Genomic DNA, 12,213 nt, shown 5'->3' with positions numbered 1-12,213 from the left:
TTCAGACGGCGCTCAAACGTTCTTCTTGAGCGCTGTCTTTTTGGCGGCCGGTTTGGTGGCCGGCTTGGTGGCCGGTTTAGCGGCGACCTTCTTGGCCACAGCCTTGACGGCTGGCTTGGCCGCGGCTGCCTTGGCCGGGGCCTTCTTCACACCCACGGTCTTGGTCGCAACCTTCTTGGCCGCAGGTTTCTTGGCAGCGGGTTTGGTCGCCGGCTTGGTGAGGCCAACCTTGATGGTCTTGGCGGCCGGAGTCTTGGCATCGACCTCTCGGCTGCTGGCGCTCTTCTTGGCCGGAGCCTTCTTGGCCGCAACCTTCTTGGCCACAGGCTTGGCTTCCGCGGCAGCTGCCGCCGCCTTCTTGCTCACGCCCGGCTTGCCCGGCAGCGAAGGCTTGACAGCCGCTTTCTTCTTCGCCGCGCTCTTCTTGACTGGAGCTGCGTCTTCTTCTTCGTCCTCTTCTTCCGAGGCCTTGACCAGCTTGGTCTTGCCATCGTTCAAAGCCAGCTTGACCGGCTTGCCGCCCCAGATTTCTTCGAGATGGTAGTAGTCGCGGATGGCCGGCTGCATCACGTGGACGACGGCCGCGCCGCAGTCGACGATGATCCATTCGCCGTTCTCTTCGCCTTCGCAGCGCAGCACATCCATGCCACGCTCCTTGACTGTCACGCGCACGCTGGAAGCCAGGGCCTTGGTCTGCCGGTTGCTGGTGCCGGACGCGATGATCACGCGTTCGAACAGCGGCGACAGGTGCTCCGTGTTGAAGACCACGATGTTCTGGGCCTTCACATCTTCCAAACCATCGACGATGGCGCGTTGCAGCTTACGAATGTCCATTCAGTACCTACTCACTGTAAAGACGGTGCTGGGCAATATACCCCGCGACCGCGTCGCCCACCAAGGGGCGGATGTCCTCGCCACGCGAGGCCAGCTCGCGCACTTGGGTTGATGAAACCTGCATCGCTGGCAGGGCCAGTTTCAGCAAGGAATGGGGCTCCATCTGCACATCGGCAGAACCCCGAACTTCTTGACCCGCCCGTGCCGCCACCGCCAGCGTCACCCGCTGCAGCAACTCGCGCCACTCGCGCCAGCTGTGCAGGCGCTCGTACTGGTCTTGGCCGATGACGAGGAACAGGTCCTCGTCCGGATGTGCGGCCTGACGGGCCCGCACGGTGTCGATGGTGTAGCTGGCGCCGTCTCGCTCCAGCTCGCTGTCGTCAATGACAAAACGCGACTCACCCGCCAGCATCAGCGCCACCATGGTGCGCCGATGCTCGGGCGAGGCCAGGCCACGCCCCGTCTTTTGCCAGGGCCGACCGGCCGGCAGCCACAGCAGCTGATCCAGCTCCAATTGCTCCAGCGCACAACGCGCCAGGGCCAAATGGGCCACATGCACCGGATCGAACGAGCCCCCGAACAAGCCGACCCGTGCCCGGCGCGGGCCGGGTGAAGCCGACAGGGCGGGGTCTAGAGCCATAGATGGGTGGCCGGCTCATGAGCCCAGTCGCGCGGGCGCAGGAAATCGCTGTACAGCCGCGCTTCCTGCGTGCCCTCTTCCGGCGCCCACTGATAACGCCATTTGACGATTGGCGGCATGGACATCAGGATGGACTCGGTACGCCCACCCGACTGCAGGCCGAACAAAGTGCCACGGTCAAAAACCAGATTGAATTCGACGTAGCGTCCGCGACGGTAGGCCTGGAAATCGCGTTCATGCTCGCCATAGGCATAAGCATGGCGACGCTCGACGATAGGCAAGTAAGCCGGCAGGAAGGCATCGCCCACCGAGCGCATCATGGCAAATGCCGCCTCAAAGCCGCCCTCGGCGTGGTCATCAAAGAAGATGCCGCCGATGCCGCGCGGCTCGTTGCGGTGCTTGAGGAAGAAGTACTCGTCGCACCACTGCTTGAAATGCGGGTAGAGCTGTTCGCCATGCGGCTGCAGGGCCGCCTCGCAGGTCCGATGGAAGTGCTGGGCGTCGCGCTCGAAGCCGTAGTAGGGCGTCAGGTCCATGCCGCCACCAAACCAGACCACAGGCTCTTGCCCCTCGGGCAAGGCCGCGAACATGCGCACATTCATGTGCACGGTCGGCACAAAAGGGTTGTGCGGGTGCATGACCAGGGACACGCCCATGGCCTCGAAGGGCACACCGGCCAGCTCGGGCCGATGCTGGGTGGCCGACGGGGGCAAGACCCGACCCCGCACATGCGAGAAATTGCAGCCGCCGCGCTCGAAGACCGCACCGCCCTCGATCAGACGCGACAAACCATCCCCTTCCAGGCGGCTGCCGGGCTCGCGCGTCCAGCCATCGCTGACAAAGGGGTTGCCGTCCACCGCCTGCAAGGCCGAGATGATGCGGTCCTGCAGATCGAGCAGGTAGTCGCGGACCCGCTGCGTATCGAGGGTCGCCGTGCCGAAGCTGGGTGGAATGCTCATGTCTTGGTGTTCATCCGGATCGGACTGGCCAGGTGGTGGCGCTTGCCGCGATAGGGGGCGAAATGCTCGGCCATCAAGGCCAGATCGGCCTCGACATCGCCACTCAGGCGTACGAAGCGATTGAGCGCAATGGTGCGGGTGGCGAAGTCGAATGTGGCCAGGCCGACCGGCGCGCCGGCTTGCAAAGCCACCTGGTAGGCGCCCGAACGCCAGCCCTGGGCCAGCGAACGCGTGCCCTCGGGTGCAGCGGCCAGCCAGAACATCTGGCCCGCGCGTGCGGCTGCTTGCATTTGTGCGGCCGTGTCGCCGACCAGACCGTTGCGGCTGCTGCGGTTCACCGCCACGCCACCGAGCGAACGGATCCAGGGCCCGAACACCGGCACGCGGAACAGGCTGTCCTTGGCCCAGAAGCGCAGGCGCACGCCCAGCGCCGCCTTGCCCAAGAGGCCGAGGACGAAGTCCCAGTTGGAGGTGTGGGGGTAGACCAGGATCACGCCCTGCTGGCCCGGCAGACCCGGGAAATCGAGCCGCCAACCCGCCAGCGCCAGCAGGCCACGGGCCAGGCGGCTGCCCTGCGGCTGCACCGGCATAGGGCCGCTGATCCACTGCGGCACGGAGGGCAAGCTCGACTTCGCTTTACTCAACGCTTCACCGCACGGTGACCGATGTCCTGGCGGTACTGCTTGCCATCGAACTGGATCTGGACCAGGGCCTCATAGGCCGCCTGCTGCGCCGTGCGCACCGACTCGCCAAGAGCCGTGACGCAAAGCACGCGGCCGCCGGAGCTCTGCAGCTTGCCGTCGACCTCGGCGGTGCCGGCATGAAAGACCATGACATTCTCCGCGTCGGCCGGCAGGCCGCTGATCGCGTCGCCCTTGCGCGGAGTGAGAGGGTAGCCGTGGGCGGCCACCACCACGCCGAGCGCCACGCGGCGGTCCCATTGCAGCTCGACCTGGTCCAGCGTGCCATCGGTTGCATGCAGCAACAGATCGAGCAGATCGCTCTTCAGCCGCATCATGATGGGCTGAGTTTCCGGGTCGCCCATGCGGGTGTTGAACTCGACCGTGCGCGGCTGGCCGTGCTCGTCGATCATCAGGCCGGCATAGAGAAAGCCAGTGAAAGGAATGCCGTCGCGCGCCATGCCCTGGATGGTGGGCATGATGATTTCGTGCATGGCCTTGGCGTGGACATTGGGCGTCACGACCGGGGCGGGCGAGTAGGCGCCCATGCCCCCGGTGTTCGGGCCTTCGTCGCCGTCCAGCAGGCGCTTGTGGTCCTGGCTGGTGGCCAAAGACACGACATTCTTGCCGTCGCAGAGCACGATGAAGCTGGCTTCCTCGCCGTGCAGGAACTGTTCGATAACGACGCGCGCGCCGCCCTCGTTGTGCACCACGCCCAGCTTGTTGTCCGCCAGGATCCAGTCGATGGCCTCATGCGCTTCGGCCAAGCTCATGGCCACGACCACACCCTTGCCGGCAGCCAGGCCGTCGGCCTTGATGACGATGGGCGCACCTTGGGCGTCCACATAAGCATGGGCCGCCGCGGCATCGCTGAAGGTTTCGTAAGCCGCCGTGGGAATGCCGTGGCGCTTCATGAAGTCCTTGGCGAAGGCCTTGGACGACTCCAGCTGCGCGGCCGCCTTGGTCGGGCCAAAGATGCGCAGGCCACGAGCGCGGAACTCGTCCACCACGCCGGCGGCCAGGAAGGCCTCGGGGCCGACCACGGTCAGGGCGATCTTCTGCTCCTCGGCGAAGTCGGCCAGCGCCTTCACGTCGGTGATGGGCACATTCTTCAGCCGCGCATCGCGGGCCGTACCGCCGTTGCCTGGCGCCACAAAGACCTGGCTCACGCGTTCCGCCTGTGCCAGCTTCCATGCCAGCGCATGTTCGCGCCCGCCATTGCCCAGTACCAAGACCTTCATTCGATGACTTCCATGCGCTGCGTCAGCGCTTTACTTGCGGTTGCTCTTGCCTGCGCGAGGCTGCTGTTCAGCACGGTGGGCCGGATCAGACTTCGATGGCGGCGTTGTGATAGACCGCCTGCACATCGTCCAGGTCTTCGATCACGTCGAGCAGTTTCTGCATCCGGGCGGCATCATCGCCGCTCAGGCTGATCGTGTTCTCGGCCCGCATCGTCACTTCGGCCATTTCGGGCTTGAAGCCGGCGGCCTCCAGGGCTGCCTGCACCGCTTCGAACTCGGTCGGCGGCGTCAGCACTTCAATTGCGCCGTCTTCGTCAGTCACCACATCGTCAGCGCCGGCCTCCAGCGCCACTTCCATGATCTTGTCTTCCGAGCTGCCGGGGGCAAAGATAAGCTGACCGCAGTGCTTGAACTGGAAGGCCACCGAGCCATCCGTGCCCATATTGCCACCGTACTTGCTGAAGGCATGACGCACCTCGGCCACCGTGCGGACCTTGTTGTCCGTCATGGTGTCGATCATCACGGCCGCGCCGCCGATGCCGTAGCCCTCGTAGCGGATTTCCTCGTAGCTGATGCCGTCGAGGTTGCCGCTGGCCTTGTCGATGTTGTACTTGATGCGGTCGGCCGGCATATTGGCGGCCTTGGCTTTTTCCACCGCCAGACGCAGGCGAGGGTTGTCCTTGATGTCCGGGCCGCCCTGGCGCGCTGCCACCGTGATTTCACGGATGATGCGTGTCCAGATCTTGCCGCGCTTCTCGTCCTGGCGGCCTTTGCGATGCTGAATATTGGCCCACTTGGAATGACCAGCCATATGGCTCTGCTCCTGCTGGATGCGCCTCGGGCGCACCCTCATTTGAGTTGGATAGACTGCGATTTTAGCTTTGCCACCCGGACACCCCATGCCTGACCCGATTCTGCTGGCCCGCCGCGACGCCATTGAGTGCTTTTTGCTGCCCGCCCTGGCCAACCGCCACGGCCTGATCACGGGCGCCACCGGCACCGGCAAGACCATCAGCTTGCAGACCCTGGCTGAGAACTTCAGCCGCATCGGCGTGCCCGTCTTCATGGCCGATGTGAAGGGCGACCTGACCGGCATCTCGCAGGCCGGCAGCCTCTCGCCCAAGTTGCAGGCAGTACTCAAGGACCGCGGCCTGGAGGCGCCGGCATCGCTGGCTTGCCCGACCACGCTATGGGATGTATTCGGCAAGCAAGGCCACCCAGTGCGTGCCACCGTGTCAGACATGGGCCCGCTCTTGCTCTCGCGCATGCTGGACCTGAACGAGACCCAGCAAGGCGTGCTGCAGATGGTGTTCAAGATCGCCGACGACGCCGGCCTGCTGCTGCTGGACCTCAAGGACTTGCGCGCCATGCTGCAGCATGTGGGCGAGAACGCGGCGCAGTTCACCACCGAGTACGGCAATGTCTCGGCCGCCAGCGTCGGCGCCATCCAGCGCGGCCTGCTGCAGATCGAGGCCCAGGGCGGCGACCAGTTCTTCGGCGAGCCCATGCTCAATATTGCAGACCTGATCCAGCAGGACCGCGGCCTGGGCGTCATCAACATCCTGGCCGCCGACCAGCTGATGACCGCACCGCGGCTCTACGCCAGCTTTCTGCTCTGGATGCTGTCCGAGCTGTTCGAAAGCCTGCCCGAGGTGGGCGACCTGGACAAACCCAAGCTGGTGTTCTTCTTCGACGAGGCCCACCTGCTGTTCAAGGACGCGCCGGCCGCCCTGGTCGAGCGCATCGAGCTGGTGGTGCGCCTGGTGCGTTCCAAGGGCGTGGGCGTCTATTTTGTGACCCAGAACCCGCTGGACATCCCCGATGCGGTGCTGGGCCAGCTCGGCAACCGGGTGCAGCACGCCCTGCGCGCCTTCACGCCGCGCGACCAGAAGGCCGTCAAGGCCGCGGCCGAGACCATGCGGGCCAATGCAGGCCTCGATGTCGCCGCGGCCATCACCGAGCTTGGCGTGGGCGAGGCTCTGGTCAGCCTGCTGGACGAGAAGGGCCGGCCCAGCGTGACCGAGCGCGTCTTCATCCTGCCCCCGGGCAGCCAGATCGGCCCGATCACGCCCGAGCAGCGCCAGGCTTTGCTGAAGAGCTCGCTGGTGGCCGGCGTCTACGAGCAGGCGGTGGACCGCGAATCGGCCTACGAGAAGCTGCGCGGCCGAGCGCCGGCGGCGGCCGGACCAAGCGCTGCAGCCCCGGCCCCGGCCGGCAGCGGCGCCGCAGAAAGCGAGGATGGCGGCGGCCTGCTCGGCGGTCTCAAGGATGTGCTCTTCGGCAGCACCGGCCCACGCGGCGGCCGACGCGAAGGCCTGGCCGAGACGGCGGCCAAGTCGGCTCTGCGCAGCATTGGCTCTTCGGTCGGCCGCGAGATCGTGCGCGGCGTGCTGGGCAGCCTGCTGGGCGGCAGCGCGGGCAAGAGCAGCAGCCGGCGCCGCTGAGCCCGCAACACGGCGCTTCGGCGCTTCGTTGCCCAGCCACTCCGCGCTCTCCTGTTTCATTTCGCGCCGCCACCGGGCCGGCGGTCGCAGCGCGCTGGCCGGAGGGCGCGCCAGCCCTGACACTCCAGCCGTCCCCTGCACACTTTGCCGCCCATGACCACTTCCGCCCCGACGATCTGGACTCGCCCGCTGTTGCGCCAGGCACTGATCATTGCCGGCATCACGGGATTCATGAGCCTTTTGCTGACCCTGCAGACGCCCGACGCCTTCGGGCGCAACTGGCAGCGCACCCAGAACCAGTGGCTGTACTGCCTGTGCGTCACCCTGGGCTGCTCGGCCATGATCCAGCTGCTGGCGCAGGCCTGCACCGTATTGATCAATCTGCGGCGCACCCGCCAAGGCCTGGAAACTCAGGGCTGGCCGGGCTGGCCGCTGATGCTGCTCTGCCTGCTCTTGGGCACCTTGCTCGGCTACTCCCTGGGCATCGAGCTCGGCAATGTGCTGACCGGACGCAATGAGCCGGGTCTGTTTCATGTCAATTTGCGCTCGGCGGCCGGCATGCTGGGGGTCTCGCTCTTGCCGGGTCTGGCCCTGACGATTTACTTCGTCGGCAAGGGTCAGGTCGAGGCGGCCCGCACCCAGGCCCAGACGGCCCAGCGCCTGGCCGCCGAGAACCAGCTGCGCTTGCTGGAATCGCAGCTGGAGCCGCACATGTTGTTCAACACCCTGGCCAATCTCCGTGTGCTGATCGGCATGGATGCGGCCCGGGCGCAAAGCATGCTGGACCACCTGATCGCCTTTCTGCGCGCCACCTTGAACGCTTCGCGCAGCGGCAGCCACCCGCTGCGCGAGGAGTTCGCTCGCCTGCGCGACTACCTGGCCCTGATGCAGGTGCGCATGGGCAGCCGCCTGCAACCCCAGCTGGATCTTCCGGCCGAGCTGGCCGAGCTGCCGGTGCCGCCGCTTCTGCTGCAGCCCCTGGTTGAGAACGCGATCAAGCATGGGTTGGAGCCGGCCATCGCCGGCGGCCGGCTGCAGGTCATCGCCCGGCGCGAGGGCGATCAATTGATTCTGGAAGTGCTGGACCATGGCGTCGGCTTGTCTGCGGCCAAGCCCAGCTCTGAGGCCGAGGGCACACATTTCGGCCTGCATCAGGTGCGCGCTCGCCTGGCCACGCAGTTCGGCGCCGGCGCGGGCCTGAGCCTACGGGCGCTTGAAGCCCCGGAGCTTGGCACCCGGGCCCGCATCCACATGCCTCTGAGTCTCCTGACACAAACTCACCCTGCCCCATGAACTTGCCCGCCTGCACCGCCCTGATTGCCGAAGACGAAATCCTGCTGGCCGAGAGCCTGCGGCAAGAGCTGAGTCGGCTTTGGCCGGCGCTCGAGGTCGTGGCCATGGCCGGCCACGGGCAAGAGGCCGTCGACCAGGCCTTGCGCCAGCAGCCCGACATCTGCTTCCTGGACATCCGCATGCCGGGCCTCAGCGGCTTGGAAGCTGCAGCGGCCCTGGCCGAGGACTGGCCCAGCGAAGGCACGCCCTTCCCTCTGCTCGTCTTCGTCACCGCCTACGACCAGTACGCCTTGCAGGCTTTTGAGCACGCCGCCGTGGACTATGTGCTCAAGCCGGTCCAACCCGAACGCCTGGCGCAGACCTGCGAACGCCTGCGCAAGGCCTTGCTGGCCCGGCAGGCCGAGCAGCCGGCGCCGGCCTTGTTGCAAAACACCGTAGATCAGTTGCGTCAACTCTTGAGCGCCGGTGTTCTGGCAAGCAGCCTCAACCGCCCCGAGCCACTGCGCCTGCTGCAAGTCAGCATCGGTCAGACCATACAGATGGTGCCGGTGGACGAGGTGCTGTACTTCGAGGCGGCCGACAAATACGTGCGGGTGCTGACGCGGAACAAGGAGCATCTGGTGCGCATTTCCCTGCGCGAGCTGCTGCCCCAGCTGGACAGCCAACGCTTCTGGCAGGTGCACCGCAGCGTGGTCGTGCGGGCCGATGCCATCGACCGCGCGGTGCGCGACGAGAGCGGCCGCCTCACCCTGCATCTGCACGGCAGCCCCGACACACTCAACGTCAGCCGCCTGTACGCACCACTTTTCAAGGGCATGTGAGCCCGGGCCGATAAAATCGCGGCCAAGTCCATTTTGAACAAGGCATTTCGCCTTCACCGCATTCCAATCCCGCCCTGCACGGCCGGCTGAAACCCCATGTCCCACACCCACGACGCTGCCAAAGACGAGGCCAAAAACGAGGCCGCCAAGCCCGGCAACAATTTCCTGCGCACCATCATCGAGCGCGACCTGGCCCAGCAAGAAGGCCAGCCCCAGCGTCACTTTGCCGGCAGCCCGGGCGACGCCGCCCACCATGCAGCAGGCCCCCTGGACCCGGCCAAGATCCGCACCCGCTTTCCGCCCGAGCCCAATGGCTATCTGCACATCGGCCACGCCAAGGCCATCTGCTTGAATTTCGGCCTGGCGCGCGATTACGGCGGCATCTGCCATCTGCGCTTTGACGACACCAACCCGGAGAAGGAAGAGCAAGAATACGTGGACGCCATCAAGGAGATGGTGTCCTGGCTGGGTTGGGACTGGAACCAGGGCGGCACCTCGCATCTGTTCTACGCCAGCAACTACTTCGACTTCATGTACCGCGCGGCCGAGCACCTGATCGGCGCCGGTTTCGCCTATGTGGACGAACAAACGCCGGATGACATGCGCGCCAACCGTGGTGACTTCAGCACCCCGGGCGTCAACAGCCCCTTCCGCGGTCTGGGCGTGGAGCACCACCTGAACCGTTTCCGCGAAATGCGCGAGGGCAAGCACCCGGATGGTGCCATGGTGCTGCGAGCCAAGATCGACATGGCCAGCCCCAATATCAATCTGCGTGACCCGGCGCTCTACCGCATCCGCCGCGCCACCCACCACAACACGGGCGACCAATGGTGCATCTACCCGATGTACACCTTCGCCCACCCGATCGAAGACGCACTCGAGCGCATCAGCCACTCGATCTGCACCCTGGAATTCGAAGACCAGCGCCCCTTCTACGACTGGCTGCTCGGCCATTTGGCCGACGGCGGCCTGCTCGAGCGCCCGCTGCCGCATCAGTACGAGTTCGGTCGCCTGAACCTCAGCTATGTGGTCACCTCCAAGCGCAAGCTGCGCCAGTTGGTCGACGAAGGCCATGTGGCCGGCTGGGACGACCCGCGCATGCCCACCCTGGTCGGCATGCGCCGCCGCGGCTACACGCCGGAGAGCGTGCGCGCCATGGTGGAAGCCACCGGCGTGACCAAGAGCAATGCTTGGCTGGACTACAGCGTGCTGGACGGCTGCCTGCGCAGCGATCTGGAAGGCAAGACCGCCCGCGCCATGGCCGTGCTCGACCCGGTGCAGCTCAAACTGACCAATTACGCGGACATCTTCGGCAGCCTGGAACACCGCGAACCCTGCAGCGCCCCCGCCCACCCGCATCTGCCCGAGCTGGGCCAGCGCAGCTTCAGCCTCGGCCCGGCCCTGTGGATCGAGCGCGAAGACTTCATGGAAGTTCCGAGCAAGGGCTACCACCGCTTGTACCCTGGCAACAAGGCACGCCTCAAGGCCGGCTACATCATCGAATGCACCGGTTGCGAGAAGAACGAAGTCGGTGAGATCACCGCGGTGCTGGCCACCCTGGTGCCCGACACCAAGAGCGGCACGCCCGGCGCTGACGCCGTCAAGGTCAAGGGCGTGATCACCTGGGTGGGTGCGCACGAAGCCATCAGCGCCGAGCTGCGCCTCTACGACCGCCTGTTCACCGAAGCCCAACCCGATGCCGGCGGCCGCGATTTCCTCGAAGCCATCAACCCGAGCAGCCTCAAAGTCGTGACCGGCTATTTGGAGCCATCCCTCGCGGGCGCTGCCGCCGATGTGAAGGTCCAGTTCGAACGCCACGGCTACTTCGTCGCCGACCGCGTCGACCACCGCAGCGACAAACCCGTCTTCAACAAGATCACGGGCTTGCGGGACAACTGGGGCGCGAAGTAAGAAGAGCTTGAAAAGGCTGCTTGCGGCACAGAACCGTCGTTCCCTGAGATTTGAATACGAACGCAGAGTGCGCGGAGGTTCGCAGAGGTCGCAGAGGTCGCAGAGAGAGAAGAAGAGCGAGGTTTGTGTTCTCAGCGTCCTCTGCGGTCCTCTGCGAACTCTGCGTGCTGAAACTTCTCCGCGAACGACGGCTCAGTGCCGATAGGCGCCATGCAAGGCCCTGCGATGCGCCCACAAAAAAAGGCCGCTTCAGCGGCCTTTTGATTCGTAACTCGCAATCTCAGCGCCCTTCCGGCAGCTCGATCTTCAGCTCCAGCACGTCCATATCACCATGATGCTGAACATCGACGTTGATGTCCTTCATGTCGATGTCGATGTACTTAGAAATCACCGCCAGCAGCTCGTTCTTGAGCTGAGGCAGGTAATCGGCGCTGGGCTTGCGGCCGTTGCGCTCGTGGGCCAGGATCAGCTGCAGGCGCTCCTTGGCGACGCTGGCGGTGCTTTTCTTTTCACCCAGAAAGTATTTGAGGAAACTCATCCGGTCCTCCTGCTTACTTGCCGCCGAACAGGCGTTTGAACAGACTGGGCTTGACGGCTTCGATGAAGCGCATCGGCTTGTCTTCGCCCAGGAAGCGGCTGATCACATCCTTGTAAGCCTCCGAAACATCGGTGCCTTGCATATGGATGGCAGGCGAGCCTTGGTTGGAGGCTTGCAGCACCACTTCCGATTCCGGGATCACGCCGATCAGCGGCGTGCGCAGAATTTCGTGGATGTCTTCCAGCGACAGCATATGGCCACCCTCGACCCGGTTGGGGTTGTAGCGGGTGATCAGCAGGTGCTCCTTGATGGGATCCTTGCCTTCGATGGCGCGCTTGGTCTTGCTGTTGAGCATGCCCAGGATACGGTCCGAGTCGCGCACCGAGGAGACCTCGGGGTTGGTCACCACCAGCGCCTCGTCGGCGAAGTGCATGGCCATCAGTGCACCGGTTTCGATGCCGGCCGGCGAGTCGCAGACGATGTACTCGAAATCCATGGACTTGAGCTCTTCGAGCACGCGCTCCACGCCTTCATAGGTCAGCGCATCTTTGTCGCGGGTCTGCGAAGCGGCCAGGATGAAGAGCTTGTCCAGCTGCTTGTCCTTGATGAGCGCTTGGCTGAGCTTGATCTCGTCATTGATGACGTTGATCAGGTCATAGACCACACGGCGCTCGCAGCCCATGATCAGGTCGAGATTGCGCAGACCGACGTCGAAGTCGATCACGCAGGTCTTGTGTCCACGCAAGGCCAGGCCGGTTGCGAAACTGGCGCTGGTGGTGGTCTTGCCCACGCCACCCTTGCCCGAGGTCACCACGACGATCTTGGTCATCGAATCAGATCCTTTCAAAACTA

General features: G+C 65.0%; 12 protein-coding genes. 4 read left to right on the top strand and 8 right to left on the bottom strand.

The window, feature by feature from the left end; genetic code table 11:
- Positions 1-12: 12 nt before the first annotated feature.
- The 6 genes from rsfS to LNV28_RS09605 form a co-directional block, all read right to left on the bottom strand.
- On the bottom strand, positions 13-834 hold the full coding sequence (gene rsfS, locus LNV28_RS09630; RefSeq protein WP_263520585.1) for a ribosome silencing factor: 822 nt from the start codon (positions 832-834) through the stop codon (positions 13-15).
- Between the two features lie 7 nt (positions 835-841).
- A complete protein-coding gene (gene nadD / locus LNV28_RS09625) occupies positions 842-1,474 on the bottom strand; it encodes a nicotinate-nucleotide adenylyltransferase (protein ID WP_263520584.1) in 633 nt (210 codons plus the stop codon).
- A complete protein-coding gene (gene hemF, locus LNV28_RS09620; RefSeq protein WP_263520583.1) occupies positions 1,465-2,433 on the bottom strand; it encodes an oxygen-dependent coproporphyrinogen oxidase in 969 nt (322 codons plus the stop codon). Before hemF ends, nadD begins: the two co-directional genes overlap by 10 nt.
- Positions 2,430-3,077, bottom strand: a complete 648-nt coding sequence (locus tag LNV28_RS09615; protein WP_263568797.1) for a 1-acyl-sn-glycerol-3-phosphate acyltransferase — start codon at positions 3,075-3,077, stop codon at positions 2,430-2,432. The genes hemF and LNV28_RS09615 overlap by 4 nt, the downstream gene beginning before the upstream one ends.
- Positions 3,074-4,354, bottom strand: a complete 1,281-nt coding sequence (purD, locus tag LNV28_RS09610; RefSeq protein ID WP_263520582.1) for a phosphoribosylamine--glycine ligase — start codon at positions 4,352-4,354, stop codon at positions 3,074-3,076. Before purD ends, LNV28_RS09615 begins: the two co-directional genes overlap by 4 nt.
- Before the next feature lie 85 nt (positions 4,355-4,439).
- The gene (locus LNV28_RS09605) at positions 4,440-5,165 is read right to left on the bottom strand and encodes a YebC/PmpR family DNA-binding transcriptional regulator (protein ID WP_263520581.1); all 726 of its coding nucleotides are present in this window, start codon (positions 5,163-5,165) and stop codon (positions 4,440-4,442) included.
- Positions 5,166-5,253: 88 nt separating this feature from the next.
- On the opposite strand from LNV28_RS09605, the gene LNV28_RS09600 reads away from it, so the two are divergent.
- From LNV28_RS09600 to LNV28_RS09585, 4 genes are all read left to right on the top strand, one after another.
- Positions 5,254-6,798: a helicase HerA-like domain-containing protein gene (locus LNV28_RS09600; RefSeq protein ID WP_263520580.1), complete on the top strand. Its 1,545-nt coding sequence runs from the start codon at positions 5,254-5,256 to the stop codon at positions 6,796-6,798.
- 153 nt (positions 6,799-6,951) lie between these two features.
- Positions 6,952-8,091, top strand: coding sequence for a sensor histidine kinase (locus LNV28_RS09595; RefSeq protein WP_263520579.1), 1,140 nt, complete (start codon positions 6,952-6,954; stop codon positions 8,089-8,091).
- Positions 8,088-8,912: a LytR/AlgR family response regulator transcription factor gene (locus tag LNV28_RS09590; RefSeq protein WP_263520578.1), complete on the top strand. Its 825-nt coding sequence runs from the start codon at positions 8,088-8,090 to the stop codon at positions 8,910-8,912. The genes LNV28_RS09595 and LNV28_RS09590 overlap by 4 nt, the downstream gene beginning before the upstream one ends.
- A 96-nt stretch (positions 8,913-9,008) precedes the next feature.
- Entirely contained in the window at positions 9,009-10,823 is a 1,815-nt protein-coding gene (locus LNV28_RS09585) for a glutamine--tRNA ligase/YqeY domain fusion protein (RefSeq protein ID WP_263520577.1), read from the top strand.
- A 280-nt stretch (positions 10,824-11,103) separates the two neighbouring features.
- Here the strand turns inward: LNV28_RS09585 and minE are convergent, their stop codons facing one another.
- Together minE and minD are read right to left on the bottom strand one after the other, a co-directional pair.
- Positions 11,104-11,361 (bottom strand): cell division topological specificity factor MinE, encoded by a 258-nt coding sequence (minE, locus tag LNV28_RS09580; RefSeq protein WP_102769837.1) that lies wholly within the window; start codon positions 11,359-11,361, stop codon positions 11,104-11,106.
- 13 nt (positions 11,362-11,374) lie between these two features.
- On the bottom strand, positions 11,375-12,190 hold the full coding sequence (minD, locus tag LNV28_RS09575) for a septum site-determining protein MinD (RefSeq protein ID WP_263520576.1): 816 nt from the start codon (positions 12,188-12,190) through the stop codon (positions 11,375-11,377).
- Between the last annotated feature and the right edge of the window lie 23 nt (positions 12,191-12,213).

It is taken from the genome of Paucibacter sp. DJ2R-2 (genome assembly GCF_025717675.1).
Classification (GTDB): Bacteria; Pseudomonadota; Gammaproteobacteria; order Burkholderiales; family Burkholderiaceae_C; genus Paucibacter_A.
The sequence above is the reverse complement of the archived record's forward strand: the minus strand, read 5'-3'. Positions and strand labels throughout refer to the sequence as shown.